Here is an 18569-nt window from a genome sequence, read left to right as displayed (position 1 = left end):
CTGGCACGGCGGTGAGCGCCCCGGACGAATCCCGTGGCCGCCAGCCGCGCGAGCAACAGGACTGCGGCTACCTGTGGTGACGAGTACTCAGGTCGCGAAGATTGGCCCGGTTGCCGGCCTCCTCCATCGCGGCCAGCGCGGGGCCCGAGGGACCGGCGAAACCGGCCGCCACCGCCGAGCGATCCGGCAGGGCCACCAGGCCGGCCAGCGTCGCCTCCGCCGCGATGACCGACGTCGTGGGGTCGAAGGGCCGCCCCTCCGGCGGGCAGCAGTCGGGCCGCTCGCAGGCCAGCGACCAGAAGCGCCCCTCGTGCGTGCGCAGCACGTCCAGCAGCGGGATCCCGCAGCCGGTCAGCGCGGCGGCCACGGTGCGCAGGAACGGCTCGGCCCGGTCCGCCGGCCCGTACCCGATCAGCAGGGCCCCGTCGAGCCCATTGCGCCGTAACATGTTGGCGTACTGCTCGGCCAGCACGCCGCCGTCATCGGAGGAAGCCGGCACGTCGCCGTCACCAGGGGAGGCCAGCGCGCCGCCGTCGCCAGAGGAATGGGGTGGGCCGCCATCGCCGGAAGAGAGGAGCAGGTCGCCGGAGGAGCGGGGCAGCTCGCCGGAGGAAGAGGGCAGGTCGCTTCGTAGCAGCAGGTGCAGCGAGGCACCACGCAGCCCCAGCGCGACGAGGCTGTCGGTCGGATGGAAGCCGAGCATGTAGGGCATGGCCGAGAGCAGTTCGGCCGGCCCGCGCGGACGCAGTCGGGAAGCCATGCGTCGAGCCTGGGCCCCGCCGGGCCCGCCGTGGGCTAGCGGTTTTCGGCTGTGGATAAGCCGGTTGCCTGTGGATAACTCTCAGCGCCGGAATCGCAGATCGTGCAGATCGATGCCGTCTTCCCAGACGGATGCCTTGCGGCCGAGATCGATCGCCAGGGTCACCCGGGCCAGCGCGTCGTACCCGGCCGCGTGCAGGCACCGGATGGCGTCCAGGTTGCGCGCGGACGGCGAGATGCTCAGCTGCCCGAGGCCCCGCCGCCGAGCCTGGTCGGCGACGTGCGACAGCAGCGCCCGCCCGATGCCCTCACCCCGCCGCGCGGACGCCACCACCAGCGGCTCCACCTGCCCGCCGCGGCCGTCCAGCAGCAGCCCGACCATGCCGACCACGGCACCGCCGGCGTCCGAGGCGACCCACATCCCCGACAGGTCGAGGCGGGTGAGGTACTCCTCGAAGGCCGCCCCCGAGTTGTCCTCGGTTTTCGTCCCGTAGAGCCCGGCGTCGGCCGCGGTCAGCTCCGCCCACAGCAGGCGGCACTCTCGATGGTCGGTCGGGCGGTAGGCCCGGATCGTGAGGGCCGACGCCTTCGGGGCCGGCGACACCTGGGTGGTCATAACTCATAGTTACTCCGCCGGAGCGGGCCCCGACACCCACATCGCCGGATTGCTACCGGGCCCGATTCGCGACTTTTTGCGGCAACGCACTACTCGGGCCCGTCCAGTACCGGCCGGTACCGCAACGTCGTAACATCCAGAACGGCTCGCAGCTACGACGAAGGGACGGCCGGTCGGGGCCGTCCCTTCGCTGTTGGTCCGTGATGGCGACAGAAAACTACGGCAGGCGGAATTCGCCGTCCACGTCAACCGCCGCGATGAAGGTCTCCCATTCCTCGCGGGTGAAGCGCACGAGCCCCGCCGCTGGGGCATTGGAGTTGCGGACCTCGACGACGCCGTCGACGAACCGTGCCTCGACGCACTGTCCGTTGTTGCCGCTCCGGGTGGGCTTGTGCCACCGCTCGTTCAGCGCAGCCATCTGCGCACTCCTTCGGGTCTGGGCCAGGCTCAGTCGGTCGCGTCGTCGATCAGTTTGACTGACTCGAGCGGGCTGAGCGCGGCAGCTCGCAGGTTCTCGAACACGTCGTGGTACCGCTGCACATCATCGGCGGCCGGATAGATATCACCGGTCATGGCCTCGGCATATACGACGCTTGGTGCACCATGGAACTTGAGGATCGCGAACGAGCCAGCCATGCCGGCATATGCCCCTCCGGAGAAGGGCAGGATCTGGATCGTCACGTTCCTCACCCGGCCCATGTCGGCCAGGTGCTTGAGCTGCGACCGCATGACGTCGGGTCCGCCGATGCTGCGCCGGATGACGCTCTCATCGAGGACCGCGATGAGTTGCAATGGTTGTTCGGCACGGGTGATCAGGAGCTGCCGGTCGCGGCGGGCCTTGACGTGTGCCTCGACCGCGTCGTCGGACTCGCCCGGCGACGCGGCGAGCAGAGCCCGCGTGTACTCCTCGGTCTGCAGCATGCCCGGCACCACGAGCGCCTCGTAGTCGCGCATCTCGATGGCGCTGGACTCCAGCCCGATGTACCGCGTGTAGCTCGCCGGAAGGTCCCCGTAGCGCGCGAACCAGCCGCGGGTCTTGCCCTCCTTCGCGAGGACGACCAACGTGTCGATCAGTTCCTGATCCTGTACGTCGTAAATCTCCAGCAGCTTCTCCAGCGCGCTGCGGCGGATTCCGACCTTGCCGCCCTCCATCCGGCTGATGGTGCTGGGCGAGCAGTCCAGTTGCAGGCCGACGTCCTCCGTGGTGAGACGGGCGCGCTCACGCAACTCGCGCAGCTGCTTGCCCAACTGGAATCTGGGGAACGTGGGGCTGTGGGCGCTGGACACCGCTCACCTCCATTACTCAGGACGAGTGTGTCCGTTACCCGGGGAGTGCGCAAGCGCCTCAGCGTCTGAGCGATTGGCTTGCTCTACTCAACTTCGACCTGACGTATTGCCGCGCGAAACCTGCACGTGCATTCTGGGTTGGTCACAGACCACTCCCCAGCCGGAGGGAGATCAAGTGGTGTTCGAGGACGACACGATCCTGCTCGAGGGAGCACCACGACTCTTCGGCATTGTCGCCGATCCACTCGACGACGATCATCCCCAAGTGGTGGCCTGGGGGCACGAGCTGCCCGATCAGGCGGTGCTCACCTGGCGCCTCGGCAACGGCAAGTCCGAGGTCGCCGTGTTCCGTTCGGCCGAGGCCGCTCTGGCCGCGGCGCAGCAGCTGTACCACGCCCGCCTGCTCTGGACCGCGCCCGCGGCCCAAGGGGTCTGAGGAGCATCAATGGCGGTCATTTACGACCACGCGGTGACGGATGCGCGCCGGTGCGTCGAGCGGCACCAACGGGTCCGCGGCGGGTCCGGCCGAGGCTGCACCGCCGGCTGCGCCCAGTGGCCGTGTAAGCCGTTCACGACGGCGTGGGCGGTCGTCACGCGCAACTCCAACACGCGGGCCGGACGATAGCCCAGAAACGCCGAATCGGCCGACCGGAACCAACCGATCGACCGACTTTGATGGATGCTGCTGTCGCCATGCGACCGGTATCGACTCCCGGTCGCCCTTGATCCCGTCGTCCCAGCCGGGCCACGCCCGATCCTGGATCGGCGGCGCGGTCTCCTCCGGTAACGCCGGGGACGAGCCCGGCGACGAGCCCGAGGTCCGGCCCGGCGTCCCGTGCGAGCGCCGGACCGCCGCGCCCCCGCCGGAGCCGCCGCCCTTGCTCGGCGACGAGTTCGACCGCTCCGCGGGCGGCACCGGCGGCGTCGGCGTGCCCCGCGACGGGTGCGGCCCGGGCGTCGGGCCCGAGCCCACCACGACCGGCCCCGGCGGCGGTTCGGCGACGACGGGCGAGCGGGTGACGGGCGCGGTGTCCAGGGTCGCGCTGCCGGCCGCCACGACGATCATCGTCGGCACCGAGGTGAGCAGCACCAGCAGCGCGGAGATGAACAGCGGCCGCCGGTTCGGGGAGAACAGCCGGTGGTGGCGCACGTCGGACTGCAAGAGGGCTCCAAACGTCGGTGACAACCGGACTAACGCGACGTACCCCCGGAGGCAGTGCCCGACATGGGGTTATTTTCCGGGATCAACCCGGCGGTGAAGTGAGACACCGGTGTGTCGATCGACACGGCTTCTGCGATGCTGGACACACACCGGCAACGGGGCCGTAGCCTCCGCATACCCTGCGAGGCAGAGCCCGGGGCCGGCTCCCGGGCATGAGCAACCGTCATGCCCACCGCGACGCGCCGACCCCACCGGGTCGCCGCGTGGCAGCCACCCCCGCTGCGCGGCAGGGTCACCCCCGCTGCCGACGCGAGAGACGACAGGGAGAAACGGATGGCGAAGGGCGAAGCAAAGGCCCGCACCACAGGGACGCGGGCCGCGCCTGAACCCGCGTTCGTGCAGCTACTGACCCCCGAGGGCGAGCGGGTCGAGCACCCCGGCTACGCGGTCGACTTCACCGACGAGGAGTACCGCTCGCTCTACCACGACCTCGTGGTGGTCCGGAAGCTCGACGCCGAGGCGACCGCCTTGCAGCGCCAGGGCGAGCTGGGCATCTGGGCGAGCCTGCTGGGCCAGGAGGCGGCCCAGGTCGGCTCGGGCCGGGCACTGCGGGCGCAGGACATGGCCTTCCCGACGTACCGCGAACATGGCGTTCTCTACACCCGCGGCATCGACCCGATCATGCCGCTGAGCCTGTTCCGCGGGGTCGACCAGGGCGCCTGGGACCCCAACGAGTTCAAGTTCAACATGTACACGATCGTCATCGGCGCCCAGACGCTGCACGCGACCGGCTACGCCATGGGCATCACCAAGGACGGCAAGGTCGGCTCCGACGACGGCGAGGCCGTCATCGCGTACTTCGGCGACGGCGCCACCAGCCAGGGCGACGTCAACGAGGCCTTCATCTGGGCCTCGGTCTTCAACACGCCGCTGGTGTTCTTCTGCCAGAACAACCAGTACGCGATCTCCGAGCCGCTGGAGCGCCAGACCCGGGTGCCGCTGTACCACCGGGCCAGCGGCTTCGGCTTCCCCGGCCTGCGGGTGGACGGCAACGACGTGCTCGCCTGCTATGCGGTGACCCGCAAGGCGCTCGACGACGCCCGGCACGGCCAGGGCCCGTCGCTCATCGAGGCCTACACCTACCGCATGGGCGCGCACACCACCTCCGACGACCCGACCCGCTACCGGATCGCCAGCGAGGTCGAGGCCTGGCAGGCCAAGGACCCGATCCTGCGCCTGCGCACCTTCCTCACCAAGCAGGGCATGGCCAAGGACGACTACTTCGACGCGGTCGACGAGGAGGCCCGGGTGACCGCCGTCGACCTGCGCGAGCGGGTGCTCAACATGCCCAACCCCGACCCCATGACGCTGTTCGACCACGTGTACCCGCACGGCTCGCCCGAGCTCGCGCAGCAGAAGGAACAGTTCGCCAAGTACCTTGCGTCCTTCGAGGGGAGTGGGCACTGATGGCCGCCGCGGAGAACCTCACGATCGGCAAGGCGCTCAACACCGGCCTGCGCCGGGCCATGGAGCGCGACCCCAAGGTCCTGATCATGGGCGAGGACGTCGGCAAGCTCGGCGGCGTCTTCCGCATCACCGACGGCCTGCAGAAGGACTTCGGCGACGAGCGGGTCATCGACACCCCGCTGGCCGAGTCCGGCATCGTCGGCACCGCGGTCGGCCTCGCCATCCGCGGCTACCGCCCGGTCTGCGAGATCCAGTTCGACGGCTTCGTCTACCCGGCCTACGACCAGATCGTGTCGCAGGTGGCCAAGCTGCACTACCGCTCGCAGGGCAAGGTCAGCCTGCCGATCGTCATCCGCATCCCGTTCGGCGGCGGCATCGGCGCGGTGGAGCACCACTCCGAGTCACCGGAGGCCTACTTCGCGCACACGGCCGGCCTCAAGGTCGTCTCGTGCGCGAACCCCGACGACGCGTACTGGATGATCCAGCAGTCGATCGAGTCCGACGACCCGGTCATCTTCCTGGAGCCCAAGCGCCGCTACTGGGAGAAGGGCCAGGTCAACGTCGACTCGGCGAGCCTGCCGCTGCACGCCTCGCGGGTCGCCCGCCCCGGCACCGACGTGACCGTGCTGGCCTACGGCCCCATGGTGCGCACCGCCCTGGACGCCGCCACCGCGGCCGAGGAGGACGGGCGCTCGCTGGAGGTCATCGACCTGCGCACGCTCTCCCCGCTGGACATGCGCCCGGTGTACGAGTCGGTCCGGCGCACCGGCCGCGCGGTCGTCGTCCACGAGGCCCCCGGCAACCTCGGCCTCGGCGCCGAGCTCTCGGCCCGGATCACCGAGGAGTGCTTCTACTCCCTCGAGGCCCCGGTCCTGCGGGTCACCGGCTTCGACACGCCGTACCCGGCCGCCCGCCTCGAGGAGGAGTACCTGCCGGACCTCGACCGGGTGCTCGACGCCGTCGACCGCTCGTTCGGGTTCTAGGGGGCCGCGCTCATGACCAGGCTCAAAGAGTTCAACCTGCCCGACCTCGGTGAGGGTCTCACCGAGGGCGAGATCCTCAAGTGGCTCGTGCACGAGGGCGACACCATCACCCTCAACCAGCCGATCGTCGAGGTCGAGACCGCGAAGGCGGCCGTCGAGATCCCGGCGAAGTGGGCCGGCAAGGTCACCAGGATCTTCCACCCCGAGGGCTCGATGGTGGAGGTCGGCCAGCCGATCATCGCGATCGACACCGACCCGGGCGCCGGCGATCTGCCCGCGCCCTCGGCCGCGTCGCTGGCCGCCGTCGAGGTGGCGGGCGACGCACCGGTCGAGCCCGGCCTCATCGGTGGTCCCGCTCCCGGGGGCCGCACCGCCGTGCTCGTGGGTTACGGGCCCCGCACCGCCGTGGCCAAGCGCCGCCCCCGGGCGTCGGGCTCCGCACCGGTTCAAGAGCCTGCCGCGGTACCGCAGGAGCCCACACCGCCGCCGAAGCCCGCCCCGGCGCCGGTCGCCGTCGCGCGGCCCAACGGCGCCGTGCTGGCCAAGCCGCCCGTGCGCAAGCTGGCCCGGGACCTCGGCGTCGACCTCGTCGGCATCGTGGGCACCGGTCCGAACGGCTCGATCAGCCGCGACGACGTGCTCTCGGCACAGTCGGCCCCGGCCGCCGTGACCGCCGCCCGCCCGGCCCGGGCCGCCGGCGAGCGGGAGGAGCGCATTCCGGTCAAGGGCGTGCGCAAGCTGACCGCGGAGAACATGGTGGCCAGCGCGTTCACCGCCCCGCACGTGACCGAGTTCCTCACGGTCGACGTAACCCGGTCGATGAAGGCGCTGGAGCGGCTCAAGGCCAACCGCGACTGGCGGGACGTGCGCGTCTCCCCGCTGCTCATGGTGGCCAAGGCGGCGCTGGTGGCGCTGCGCCGGCACCCGGTCGTCAACTCGACCTGGGCGGGCGACGAGATCGTCGTCAAGCACTACGTCAACCTCGGCATCGCGGCGGCCACCCAGCGCGGCCTGATCGTGCCGAACATCAAGGACGCCCAGGACCTGTCCACCCGGGAGCTGGCCGACGCGCTCAACGCGCTGGTCGGCACCGCCCGCGAGGGCAAGACGCCCCCCGCGGACATGACCGGCGGCACGTTCACGATCACCAGCGTCGGCGTCTTCGGCGTCGACACCGGCACCCCGATCCTGCCCCCGGGCGAGGCGGCGATCCTGTGCTTCGGCGCCGTCCGCGAGCAGCCGTGGGTCCACAAGGGCAAGGTCAAGGTGCGCCAGGTGACCACCCTGGGCCTGTCCTTCGACCACCGCATCATCGACGGCGAGCTCGGCTCGAAGTTCCTGCGCGACCTCGGCGCCTTCCTGGAAGACCCGGAGGCGGCCCTGCTCGCCTGGAGCTGAGGCACCGCCGGCCCGCTCGCCGAGCAGGCCAATCCGCCCGCAGTGGCCCCGCACGCGAGTGCGGGGCCACTGTCATATGGCCGACGAACAGGGCTTTTGCCAGGCCGCTCACCTACGATTCGTCGGCCGGTGGCCCGCATCACCTCATATTCGCTGGCTATGAATCTTCCGCCCGGCGTGTAATGGATGCGAAACCAAGCCCTCCTTACGCCACCCGGGAGCCCCGCCATGAGCACCTTCTTCGAGCGCTACAAGGCCCGCCGCACCGCCGCCCGCCGCATGGACGCCATCGAGCGCGCCCTCGCCAAGAACCCGTCCGCCGCCCTCCGCGACGAACTCCAAGCCATGATCAACCGCAGTTAGGCATTTCCGCCCAAACCGCCCCGGTCCCCGCCTCCACGGACCGGGGCGGTTTTCGTTGTCCCGCCCCCAACTGATTTGCTAGCCCCTACCAACGAACCTCGGCACCGGCTCTGCCATGGCTGTCCCCGGTCGACTACGGTCGCAAGGGTCTGACCAACAGGAGGCAAGCATGACGTCCGACCAGCAGCACCCGTCCGACCAGCCGGACGAGGCTGCGGCGAGCACGCCGCCGACCGGCCGGGCCCCGGCCGTACGCGCCACGGCGTCGGTGCCGGTCCCGTCCTCGCCCGCCCCCTCCCCAGACCCGCACCCGTCCGATGATCCCGCCCGCCCGCAGTCGGCCCCGCCCTACGGCGCCCCCGCCTACGGCACCCCTGCGTACGGTGCTCCGACCTACGGTGCCCCACCTTTTGATGCCCCGCCGCCGGCCGCTTCGTACCCGGCGCCGTCCCAGTTCACGCCGTCGGCCTTCGACGACGACGCCCAGCCCGCCGAGCGCCCCGGCCCGTTCCCGCCGGCCGGCCCCCTGCCGCCCCGCGTGCCGCAGGCCCCTCCGGGCACCGCCCCGTCGAGCGGCGCCTCGGGCAAGGCCTCGGTGCCGGGCCAGTTCCCGCCACCGGCCACCGGCCCGACCGGGAGCTTCCCCGGCTTCACCCCGGCCAACCCCGGCCCGCCCGCCCCGGAGCCGAGCCCCTGGACCGCCCCGCCTCCCCCGGCCGCCTCGGGCGGAGCCGCCGAGGCCAGCCCCTGGGCCGTCTCGCCGGCCGCCCCGCCCCCGGGCGCCCCCATCTCGGGCAGCGCCCGCATCCCCACCGGCTCGGCCCAGGTCCCGCCGCCCTTCGGCCAGGCCCCGACGAGCGGCGACCCGGCGCCCGGCGGCTCCGCTCAGGTCCCGACGGGTAGCGCCCGCGTGCCGACCGGCAGCGCCCAGGTCTGGACCGGCGGCAGCACGCCACCCACCGGATCCGCCCGCGTGCCCACCGGCAGCGCCCAGGTCCCGCCCAGCACCGCACCGATCTCCACCGGCGGCAACACGCCACCCACCGGCAGCGCCCGCATTCCCACCGGCAGCGCGCAGGTCCCGACGGGCTCGGCCCAGGTGCCCACCGGCAGCGCTCAGGTGCCGTTCGGCAGCGCCCAGGTTCCCCCCGGCTCGGCCCAGGTCCCGGGCGGAAGCGCCCAGGTGCCCGCCCCGCCGAACCTCGGCCAGATCCCGGCGGACTACGGCCCGGGCCCCCGCACGTACGGGGCCCGCGCCCAAGTCTCGATCCCGCCCGTCTCCGGCGGCCCGGCCCCGGGAGCGCCCACCTCCGCGCCGCCCGGAACCGTCGGCAGCTCCGGCTCCGCCGGCGTCTACCCCTCCTCGCCCCCGCCCGCCTCCGGATCTGGCGGGGTCTATCCGTCCTCGGGGTCCGCGGGGGTCTACCCGTCGTCAGCACCGCCCGCCTCCGGATCTGCCGGGGTCTACCCGTCGTCTGCGCCACCCGCGTCCGGGGCCTACCCGTCTTCGGCGCCGCCGGCGTCCGGATCTGCCGGGGGTTATCCGCCCGCGGATGGGAGTGCCGGGGTGTATCCGCCGCCCGGGGCGTACCAGGGGGCGGCCTCGCCCGCGGGGGCCACGCCCTCCAATGCTCCGTTCTGGACGCCTGGCGGGGAGCCGGAGCCCGATGGTGGGTCGCCGTACGGGGCGCCCGGGGGGCCCTATGGGGGCGCGCCCAGCAGTGAGGCGCCGTTCGGGGCGGGGCCGGTCAGCGGGGCCGGGTACCAGGCTTCCGGGCCGGGGATGTATCAGGCGTCGGCACCGCCGGGGGCCGGGCCCATGTCCGGCGGGCCGCGGTTCGGCGATCTCGTCACGATGCCCGGGGAAACCGTGCCGGCCATGCCCGCCGTCGAGGAGGACGCACCGCCCACGCCCGAGCCGCCGGTCAAGCGCCGGCTGGGGCTGCTGGCCGGGCTGGCCATCGTGGTGGCGATCTTCCTGCTGGCCGTGGCCGGGACGGCGATCGTGGTCAAGGTCAGCAACGTCGGGGGGACCAGCTACGCGGTCAACTCGTGCGTCAAGCAGTCCGGGGACGGGGCCAAGGGAGCCGACTGCTCGGACAAGGACGCGTTCCGGATCGTCTCCAAGGTGGACAAGCCGGAGAGCTGCTCGGACGCCAGCCAGCCGTACATCGTGCTGCAGCACAAGGGCGAGCCCGAGCAGGTGCTGTGCCTCCGACCGGCGAGCCAGAAGTGAGCCCGACCTCGAACGCCGACTCGCCGCTGCTCAAGGCCCGGGTACGCGCACCCGGGCTGCACGGGCGCGGATGGCTCAACACCGGCGGCGAGGACCTGCGCCTGACGGACCTGCGCGGCAAGATCGTGCTGCTCGACTTCTGGACCTTCTGCTGCGTCAATTGCCTGCACGTGCTGGACGAACTGCGGCCCCTCGAGGAGCGCTTCGCCGACGTCCTGGTCACAATCGGCGTGCACAGCCCCAAGTTCGAGCACGAGAAGGACGCGGCGGCGCTGGCCGCGGCGGTCGAGCGCTACGGCGTGGACCATCCGGTGCTGGACGACCCCGAGCTGGGGATGTGGCAGCAGTACGCCGCGAAGGCGTGGCCGACCCTGACGGTGATCGACCCCGAGGGCTACGTCGTGGCCAACATGGCCGGCGAGGGCCATGCCGAAGGGCTCGTCCGGCTCATCGAGGAGCTCGTCGCGCTGCACGAGGCCCGCGGGACGCTGCGGCGGGGCGACTCGGCTCATGCCGTACCGAATCCGGATCTGTCGCTTTTGCGCTTTCCCGGAAAGGCGCTGGCGCTGCCGTCCGGCCATTTTCTCGTGGCCGACAGCACGCACCAGTCCCTCGTCGAGCTCGCCGCCGACAACGAGACGCTCGCGCGGCGCATCGGCACCGGTCGGCGGGGCCGCAAGGACGGCACCGAGCCCGAGTTCTCCGAGCCCGCCGGCCTGTGCCTGCTGCCGCCGCACACCGCCGAGATCGCCGGGTACGACGTCGTGGTCGCCGACACGGTCAACCACCTCCTGCGCGGCCTCAAGCTGTCGACCGGCGAGGTCACGACCGTGGCCGGCACCGGCCGCCAGTGGCGCGGCACGGTCGACTTCGACGCGCACGACTCGCTGGCCGTGGACCTGTCGTCGCCGTGGGACCTGGCGTGGTACGACGGGAAGGTCATCATCGCGATGGCCGGCATCCACCAGCTGTGGTGGTTCGACCCGGTGAAGCGGACCGCCGGCACGTACGCCGGCACGACCGTCGAGGCGCTCAAGGACGGCCCGCTGCACGAGGTCTGGATGGCCCAGCCGTCCGGCCTGTCCGCCTCCCCCGACGGCCGCCGGCTGTGGATCGCCGACAGCGAGTCGTCCGCGGTCCGGTGGATCGAGGACGACGAGATGCACACCGCCACCGGCCAGGGCCTGTTCGATTTCGGCCACGTCGACGGCCCGGCTTCCCAGGCGCTGCTCCAGCACCCGCTGGGCGTGCTGGCCCTGGCGGACGGCAGCGTCCTGGTGGCCGACACGTACAACGGCGCCGTGCGCCGCATCGCCGACGCCCAGGTGACGACGGTCCTCGACGGCCTGCAGGAGCCGAGCGACCTCGTGCAGACCCAGGACGGCGACATCGTGGTGGTCGAGTCCGGCGCCCACCGCCTGGTCCGCCTGGCCGCCGGCACCCTGTCTGCTCTTGGTATTGATGTCAACGGCGTGCGCCACCGCACCGAGCGCCCGCCGACCCTGCTCTCGCCCGGCCCGGTCGAGCTGGACCTCATCTTCGAGCCGGCCCCCGGCCAGAAGCTCGACGAGTCGTTCGGCCCGTCGACCCGCCTGGAGGTGTCCGCCTCCCCGCCGGAGCTGCTCGTCGAGGGCGCCGGCGTGACGACCGACCTGCGCCGCCGGCTGGTCCTGTCCGGGGACGTCCCCGAGGGCGTACTGCAGGTCGTGGCCCAGGCCGCCACCTGCGACATCGACGCCGAGTACCCCGCCTGCCACCTGACCAGGCAGGACTGGGGCGTCCCGATCCACGTGTCAGCGGACGGCGCCGCCCGCCTGCCGCTGATCCTGCGGGGGATGGACACGTAGCGCAACCGCGGTCTCCACGCTGCGGTCATGATCGAGCGGCTTGGAGATCGCGGGTTTGGTGGCATTGGTTACGGTGGAATAGAACAGCGTGGCACCGCCGCCGAGGTCCGTGCCTCTGCGCCTGTCAGCTTCTCCGCCCGTCAGCCTCTCTGCCTCTCCACTACACGAACGGCTCGACCGTCACTCCGGCCGCCAGCAGCGCGGCCCGTACCTCGCGGGCCATGTCGACCGCGCCGGGCGTGTCGCCGTGGACACACAGCGACTCGATCGGCATCGGGATGACGGTCCCGTCGATCGCCTCGACCACGCCCTCGACCGCCATGCGGACGGCCCGGGCGGTGACTGCGGCAACGTCGGTGACGAGCGCGCCGGCCGAGCCGCGGGGGACCAGGCGGCCGTCGGGGAGGTACCCGCGGTCGGCGAAGCCCTCGGCCACGACCCGGAGGCCGGCCTCGGCCGCCAGCCGGGCCAGCACCGAGCCGGGCTGGCAGAGCACCGGCAGCCCGGCGCCTTGCCGCTCGACGGCTCGGCGCTCTTCGAGGTGACGCTCCTCGGGGCGGCGAGCTTCGGGGCGGCGCTCGTCGGCTTGGTGTTGGTCGGTGGTGGCCGGGGTCGGGTGTTCGCTGGGGGCGGACGCTTCGGGGCCGCCCGTGGTCGATGCCGGCGGTAGGTTGATGGGCGAGGCAGCCGGCCGCCCGCCGGCGAGAGGCGTCGGAAGGCCGCTGGCGGCGCAGGCGGCGGCGACCACCGCGGCGGCGTGGGCGGGGTCGACGGCGGCGGTGTTGTACAGGGCACCGTGGGGCTTGAGGTAGGCGACCGGGGCGAAGGCGGCCAGCGCGCCGATCTGGTAGCGCAGTTCGTCGGCCAGCTCGTCCGGGGCGACGTCGATGCGGCGGCGGCCGAAGCCGGCCAGGTCGCGGTAGCTGACCTGGGCGCCCACGCGCACGCCCAGGGCGGCGGCCCGGTCGCTCACGCGGCGCATGGTCGTTGGGTCGCCGGCGTGGAAGCCGCAGGCCACGTTCGCGCTGGTCACGATGGACAGCAGGGCGTCGTCGTCGCCGAGGCGCCACACGCCGAAGCCCTCGCCTAGGTCACTGTTGAGGTCTACCACGGAATCGGACAATAGCCGCTTGGCCTGCCCGCCCGGCCGAGACTGCGATGAGCCGCGGGCCGTGGCCGACGAGCCATGGCCTGCCGAGATTCCGGCCTTTAGGGACAAATCGCCGCACGGACAGCGGGAGCACCACCTCCGACAGTCCCGGCCGCGCGGTACGGCGGGGACGGGGACATCACCCCGAAAAGGCACGTGAACTGCACGAAACGGACGAGCGTCCGGCGGGACGCGGAGCCGCGGGTGTGGGACCAGCAGCCGAATAGCCGCCACCGTGAATTAAGCGTGAAATCGCACGATATCGCCGGGGCGGGCCTGGGCGATCTGGGACAGGTCAGCCGCGGCGACCACGGCGATGACGGGGTAGCCGCCCGTCGTCGGGTGATCGGCCAGGAAAATCAAGGGCTGGCCATCGGCGGGGACCTGGATCGCGCCCAGCACGATCCCCTCGCTCGGCAGCTCGGCGGCGTCCGAGCGGCTCAACCCGGGCCCCGACAGCCGCGCCCCCACGCGGTTGCTCTCGCTCGTGATGCGGTACTCCGCCGAGGTCAACACCCTGGCATCGGCGAACCAATCGGCGCGCGGGCCCCAGGAGATGCGCAGCGAGAGGGGGCCACCGAGGGCAGGGCGCGGGGCGAGGTCGACGGCGGGCGGCGGCGAGGAGGTCGGGCCCACCGGCAGCCGGTCGCCAGAGCGCACCACGGGCGGCCCGAGCAGGGACAACACGTCCGTCGAGCGACTGGACAGGACCGCCCGCGGCGTCAGGCCACCGGCGACGGCCAGGTACGGCCGCAAGCCCGACACCGCCCGCCCCACCTCGATCCGGTCGCCGGCCCGCACCGGCACGGGGGCGTTGAGCGGGGCCGGCCGGCCGCCCACCCGCAGCGGGGCCGCGGCACCGGTCAGGGCGATCGTGCCGGGGTGGGTGGCGACCGCGACGAACGGGCCGAGCGTGATCTCGAGGCCGGCGGCGGGGGCCGGGTTGCCGACCAGGCGGTTGCCCAGGAGCAGCGCGGGACGGTCGAGCGCCCCCGAGCGGGGCACGCCCAGGTGCGCGTAGCCGGGCCGGCCCAGGTCCTGCACGGTGGTCAGCGGGCCGGCGACCTCGATCCGCAGTTCGGCGGGGGTCACGCTGCGCGGAACCGGACGGTGCGGCCGGGGGTGAGCAGGGCGGGCGGCTCGCGATCGACCGAGAACAGTTCGGCCGAGCTGTGGCCGACGATGCGCCAGCCGCCCGGGGACGGGGTGGGGTAGATGCCGGCGAACTCGGCGGCCAGGGCGACCGAGCCGGCCGGGACGCGGGTGCGCGGGGTCGGCAGGCGTGGCACGTTCCAGGGCAGGCCGCTCAGGTAGGCGAAGCCCGGCGCGAAGCCGCAGAACGCGACGGTCAGGTCGGTGCGGGTCAGCACGTCGATGACCGCGTCGGGGGTCAGGCCGGTGTGGGTGGCGACGAACGGCAGGTCGGCGCCGTCGAAGTGGACGTCGACGACGATGGGGGGCTCTTGCGGTACCGCGGCAGTGTCGATCTTCCAGTCGCGCAGGCGGGCGGCCAGGGCGGCGGGATCGGGGACCCCGTCCAGCAGGACCGTGCGCGCGCCGGGGACGATGTCCATCACGGGCAGCCGGCCGGCGGCTCGCTCGGCGTCGAGTGCGGCGAACCAGTCCAGCGGGGTGTCGACCTCCAGTAGGAGCGCGTCGGCGCCGACGGGGCGAAGCTGCACTCTCGTCACGATAGACGCACCGGCGATACTTGCCAGTAACCTACGGTACCGTAACCTGGAGGACGTGACCGTGAAGACCGAAACCCGGCTGCGCCCGGTTGACCTCGGCAAGCCGCGCATGCGCGGGTGGCTGCACGCTTACGCGGCCGGGGTGGCCGTCGTCTGCGGGATCGTGCTGTGCTCGCTCGCGGCCACGCGGCCGGGGTGGGGACCCTTCATCAGCTGCGCGGTGTACAGCCTCACGGTCGTCGCGCTCTTCGGCACCAGCGCGCTGTACCACCGGCGGGTGTGGTCGGAGAAGTGGTACAAGATCATGCGACGGCTCGACCACTCCATGATCTTCGTTTTCATCGCCGGCACCTACACGCCGTTCAGTGTGCTGCTGCTCAGCGGCAACACCCGGGTGGCGATCCTGGCCACGGTCTGGGGTGGTGCGCTGCTCGGGGTGGGCATGAAGCTCGGAGTGGCTTTGAGCAAACGGCGGTGGCTGTCCGCCCCGCTGTACGTCGCGCTGGGCTGGGTCGCGGTCGCCGTGCTGCCCGACATCCTGCACTCGGGCGGCGTGACGGCGCTGGTGCTCACGCTGGCCGGCGGGGCGTTCTACACCGTCGGCGCCGTTTTCTACGCCCTTCGCCGGCCCAACCCGTGGCCGAAGGTCTTCGGCCACCACGAGTTCTTCCACGCGTGCACCCTGGTGGCGGCGATCTGTCACCACATCGCGATCTATTTCGCCCTGTACGCCCACTAAAGGCCGCGGGGGGCTCAGTAGCGGCGCGTCCGGCGCTCCTCCACGACCTCGTCGGTGGTCGGGGGGATCGCGGTGTTGCCGGCCGGCGGCGGGGCAACCACGACGGTGCGGCGGCGCGAGTTCCAGAAGTACAGGGTGAGGACCAGGCCGACGAGCCCGGCGAGCTGGAGGATCCAGCCGATCGTGTCGAGGTTGAACGGCCCGACGTCCGTGTCGTCGAGGCCGAACGTCATGATCGCGCCGACGACGATCAGGAGAATACTTCCGCCGATACCCATCGAAGGCCTCCCGAGGCGTCTGTGGGGTAACTGTCTGTGGGTGGGTTACCCGCGCGGGACTTTCTTCAATCGGGCACGCTTGTCTCCATGACCGTGCGCACGCTCATCCTGCTCCGGCACGCCAAGGCGGCCGACCCGGACGACTACGCCACCGACATCGAGCGGCCTCTCACCGCGCGCGGGCACCGCGACGCCGCCGCGGCCGGGGTCTGGCTGCGCAAGGCCGGCCTGCGACCCGACGCCGCGCTGTGCTCCACCGCGGTCCGCACCCGGGAGACGCTGGACGAGCTCGACCTCCGGGACGTCCCGGTGGTCTACGAGCACCGCATCTACGTCGGCCCGGCGCTGGACACCCTGGAGCTGGTGCAGCAGGTGGACGCGAGCGTGCAGACGCTGCTGCTGGTCGGCCACAATCCCACGCTTTCGGACCTGTCCGACTCCCTGGCCCCGCGGGCACTCGACGGCGGCCTGGCCACGTCGGGCCTCGCGGTCCACCGGTTCGAGGGCACCTGGATGGACCTCGAGACCGCCCCCCTCACGGCCCAGCACACCGCCCGGGGCTGAGCGCAAAGGGGGAGGGCACCATTGCCCTCCCCCTCAGCTCGGCGCAAGGCCCTAGAAGGCGGCCTCGTCCAGCTCCATGGCGTCCAGGTTCGTCGACTCGATCACGCGGCGGTCGGCGCCGACCCGCGGCAGCACCTCGTGGGCGAAGAACTTCGCCGCCGCCACCTTGCCCTCGTAGAAGGCCCTGTCCGCGGGCGACACCTCGCCGGCGAGGGCCTTGAGCGCGACCTCGGCCTGCCGCTGCAGCAGCCACCCGACCAGGATGTCGCCCAGCGCCAGCAGGAAGCGCCGCGAGTTCAGGCCGACCTTGTAGACGGCCTGCGCGTCGCCGGCCTGGGCCTCGCCGAGCCAGCCGGTGAAGATGCCCAGCATCTGCTGCACCTCGGCGAGGGCCTTGCCCAGCGCCACCCGCTCGACCTTGAGCTGCCCGTTGCCGCCCTCGGCCTCCAGGAACGCCTGGACTTCGGCGGCCACGGTGAGCAGCGCCTTGCCCTGGTCCTTGACGATCTTGCGGAAGACGAGGTCGAGGCTCTGGATCGCGGTCGTGCCCTCGTACAGCGTGTCGATCTTCGAGTCGCGCACGTACTGCTCGATCGGGTAGTCCTGCAGGAAGCCGGACCCGCCGAAGGTCTGCAGCGACTCGTGGCCGAGCAGCTCGTACGCGCGCTCGGAGCCGACGCCCTTGACCAGGGGCAGCAGGAGGTCGTTCACCCGCTTGGCGATCTTGGCGGCCCGCTCGTCGCCCGCCGCCTCGGCCAGGGCCACCTTGTCCTGCCACGACGCCGTGTAGCAGACGAGGGCGCGCAGGCCCTCGGCGTACGACTTCTGCAGCAACAGCGAGCGGCGCACGTCGGGGTGGTTGATGATCGTCACCCGCGGCGCGGCCTTGTCTGTGGCGGCCAGGTCGGCGCCCTGCACCCGGCTCTTGGCGTAGTCGAGCGCGTTGAGGTAGCCGGTGGACAGCGTCGCGATGGCCTTCGTGCCGACCATCATGCGGGCGTACTCGATGATGAGGAACATCTGCCGGATGCCCTCGTGGACGTCGCCGAGCAGCCAGCCCTTGGCCGGCACGCCGTGCCCGCCGAAGGTGACCTCGCACGTCGTGGACACCTTGAGGCCCATCTTGTGCTCGACGTTGGTCACGAAGACGCCGTTGCGGTCCTTGAGCTCGCCGGTGTCGGCGTCGAAGTGGAACTTCGGCACGACGAAGAGCGAGAGGCCCTTGGTGCCCGGGCCGCCGACGCCGGGCGTGTCGACCGGGCGGGCCAGCACGTAGTGGACGATGTTCTCGGTCAGGTCGTGCTCGCCGCTGGTGATGAAGCGCTTGACGCCCTCGATGTGCCAGGACCCGTCGGCCTGCGGGATCGCCTTGGTGCGGCCCGCGCCGACGTCGGAGCCGGCGTCCGGCTCGGTCAGGACCATCGTGGAGCCCCACTGCTTCTCGACGAAGAGCTTGGCCCACCGCTTCTGCTCGTCGGTGCCCTCGATGCGCAGCGTGTTGGCGAACGAGGGGCCGGAGGCGTACATCCAGATCGGCGCGTTGGAGCCCAGCACCAGCTCGGCGATGGACCACCACAGGGCGCGCGGGGCCGCGGTGCCGTCGAGCTCGGCCGGCAGGTCCAGGCGCCAGAACTCGGCGTTCATGAACGTGCGGTACGACTGGTGGAACGCCTCGGGCATCCGCACCGAGTGCGTGGCCGGGTCGAAGACGGGCGGGTTGCGGTCGCCGTCGGTGTAGCTGGCCGCGAGGTCCTCGCGGGCCAGCCGGTCGACCTCGCCCAGGATGCTGCGGGCGGTGTCGACGTCGATGTCACCGTATGGGCCCTGACCCAGTACCTGGTCGACTCCGAAGACCTCGAAGAGGTTGAACTCGAGGTCCCGCAGATTGCTCTTGTAATGGGTCATCGCGGAGGGGCCCCCGTCTCTGGTCGCTGCTGATCCGGTGTCGAGCATGGCCGACGTGGGTTACCAGTCGGTAACAGACATCTTATTACCGGCTAGTAACGTCAACAAGCGGCCCAGGCGAGTG

Annotated in this window: 19 protein-coding genes; 10 read left to right on the top strand and 9 right to left on the bottom strand. The window is 71.9% G+C overall.

Going from position 1 to position 18569, the window contains the following annotated elements; translation table 11 throughout:
* Positions 1-67: 67 nt before the first annotated feature.
* The 4 genes from AB0M46_RS13385 to AB0M46_RS13370 form a co-directional block, all read right to left on the bottom strand.
* On the bottom strand, positions 68-760 hold the full coding sequence (locus AB0M46_RS13385; protein WP_363335564.1) for a DUF4192 domain-containing protein: 693 nt from the start codon (positions 758-760) through the stop codon (positions 68-70).
* 81 nt (positions 761-841) lie between these two features.
* Positions 842-1375: a GNAT family N-acetyltransferase gene (locus tag AB0M46_RS13380; protein WP_363335562.1), complete on the bottom strand. Its 534-nt coding sequence runs from the start codon at positions 1373-1375 to the stop codon at positions 842-844.
* Positions 1376-1592: 217 nt separating this feature from the next.
* Positions 1593-1793, bottom strand: coding sequence for a DUF397 domain-containing protein (locus AB0M46_RS13375; RefSeq protein WP_344616759.1), 201 nt, complete (start codon positions 1791-1793; stop codon positions 1593-1595).
* 29 nt (positions 1794-1822) lie between these two features.
* Positions 1823-2662 carry a helix-turn-helix transcriptional regulator gene (locus AB0M46_RS13370; RefSeq protein ID WP_363335560.1) on the bottom strand — a complete coding sequence of 280 codons (840 nt, stop codon included), beginning with the start codon at positions 2660-2662 and terminating at the stop codon, positions 1823-1825.
* Positions 2663-2837: 175 nt separating this feature from the next.
* Here AB0M46_RS13370 and AB0M46_RS13365 point away from each other — a divergent pair, with 175 nt between their 5' ends.
* From AB0M46_RS13365 to AB0M46_RS13330, 8 genes are all read left to right on the top strand, one after another.
* A complete protein-coding gene (locus AB0M46_RS13365; protein WP_344616757.1) occupies positions 2838-3098 on the top strand; it encodes a hypothetical protein in 261 nt (86 codons plus the stop codon).
* 286 nt (positions 3099-3384) lie between these two features.
* Entirely contained in the window at positions 3385-3921 is a 537-nt protein-coding gene (locus AB0M46_RS13360; protein WP_363335558.1) for a hypothetical protein, read from the top strand.
* Positions 3922-4157: 236 nt separating this feature from the next.
* A complete protein-coding gene (pdhA, locus tag AB0M46_RS13355) occupies positions 4158-5291 on the top strand; it encodes a pyruvate dehydrogenase (acetyl-transferring) E1 component subunit alpha (protein ID WP_363335556.1) in 1134 nt (377 codons plus the stop codon).
* Positions 5291-6274: an alpha-ketoacid dehydrogenase subunit beta gene (locus AB0M46_RS13350; RefSeq protein WP_363335554.1), complete on the top strand. Its 984-nt coding sequence runs from the start codon at positions 5291-5293 to the stop codon at positions 6272-6274. Before pdhA ends, AB0M46_RS13350 begins: the two co-directional genes overlap by 1 nt.
* A gap of 12 nt (positions 6275-6286) precedes the next feature.
* Positions 6287-7672: a dihydrolipoamide acetyltransferase family protein gene (locus AB0M46_RS13345; RefSeq protein ID WP_363335552.1), complete on the top strand. Its 1386-nt coding sequence runs from the start codon at positions 6287-6289 to the stop codon at positions 7670-7672.
* Positions 7673-7900: 228 nt separating this feature from the next.
* A complete protein-coding gene (locus tag AB0M46_RS13340) occupies positions 7901-8035 on the top strand; it encodes a hypothetical protein (RefSeq protein ID WP_363335551.1) in 135 nt (44 codons plus the stop codon).
* 169 nt (positions 8036-8204) lie between these two features.
* Positions 8205-10271 carry a hypothetical protein gene (locus AB0M46_RS13335; RefSeq protein ID WP_363335549.1) on the top strand — a complete coding sequence of 689 codons (2067 nt, stop codon included), beginning with the start codon at positions 8205-8207 and terminating at the stop codon, positions 10269-10271.
* Between the two features lie 26 nt (positions 10272-10297).
* Positions 10298-12118: an NHL domain-containing thioredoxin family protein gene (locus AB0M46_RS13330; protein WP_363335581.1), complete on the top strand. Its 1821-nt coding sequence runs from the start codon at positions 10298-10300 to the stop codon at positions 12116-12118.
* Between the two features lie 160 nt (positions 12119-12278).
* On the opposite strand, the gene AB0M46_RS13325 is transcribed toward AB0M46_RS13330, so the two are convergent.
* From AB0M46_RS13325 to AB0M46_RS13315, 3 genes are all read right to left on the bottom strand, one after another.
* Entirely contained in the window at positions 12279-13229 is a 951-nt protein-coding gene (locus AB0M46_RS13325; RefSeq protein WP_363335547.1) for a 5-oxoprolinase subunit PxpA, read from the bottom strand.
* A gap of 279 nt (positions 13230-13508) precedes the next feature.
* Entirely contained in the window at positions 13509-14360 is an 852-nt protein-coding gene (locus tag AB0M46_RS13320; RefSeq protein WP_363335545.1) for a biotin-dependent carboxyltransferase family protein, read from the bottom strand.
* Positions 14357-14950 carry an allophanate hydrolase subunit 1 gene (locus AB0M46_RS13315; protein WP_363335543.1) on the bottom strand — a complete coding sequence of 198 codons (594 nt, stop codon included), beginning with the start codon at positions 14948-14950 and terminating at the stop codon, positions 14357-14359. Before AB0M46_RS13315 ends, AB0M46_RS13320 begins: the two co-directional genes overlap by 4 nt.
* A 118-nt stretch (positions 14951-15068) precedes the next feature.
* Between AB0M46_RS13315 and AB0M46_RS13310 the strand changes: the two genes are divergently transcribed.
* Entirely contained in the window at positions 15069-15698 is a 630-nt protein-coding gene (locus tag AB0M46_RS13310; RefSeq protein ID WP_363335579.1) for a hemolysin III family protein, read from the top strand.
* 14 nt (positions 15699-15712) lie between these two features.
* On the opposite strand, the gene AB0M46_RS13305 is transcribed toward AB0M46_RS13310, so the two are convergent.
* Positions 15713-15976 (bottom strand): DUF6458 family protein, encoded by a 264-nt coding sequence (locus tag AB0M46_RS13305; protein ID WP_363335541.1) that lies wholly within the window; start codon positions 15974-15976, stop codon positions 15713-15715.
* An 87-nt stretch (positions 15977-16063) separates the two neighbouring features.
* Here AB0M46_RS13305 and AB0M46_RS13300 point away from each other — a divergent pair, with 87 nt between their 5' ends.
* Entirely contained in the window at positions 16064-16540 is a 477-nt protein-coding gene (locus AB0M46_RS13300) for a histidine phosphatase family protein (protein ID WP_363335539.1), read from the top strand.
* A gap of 51 nt (positions 16541-16591) precedes the next feature.
* Here the strand turns inward: AB0M46_RS13300 and AB0M46_RS13295 are convergent, their stop codons facing one another.
* Positions 16592-18445, bottom strand: coding sequence for an acyl-CoA dehydrogenase (locus AB0M46_RS13295; protein ID WP_363335537.1), 1854 nt, complete (start codon positions 18443-18445; stop codon positions 16592-16594).
* Positions 18446-18569 lie beyond the last annotated feature (124 nt).

It is taken from the genome of Dactylosporangium sp. NPDC051485, assembly GCF_040682015.1.
Taxonomy (GTDB): domain Bacteria; phylum Actinomycetota; class Actinomycetes; order Mycobacteriales; family Micromonosporaceae; genus Dactylosporangium.
Note: the sequence above shows the minus strand (reverse complement) of the source record. Positions and strands in the feature narration are given on the sequence as shown.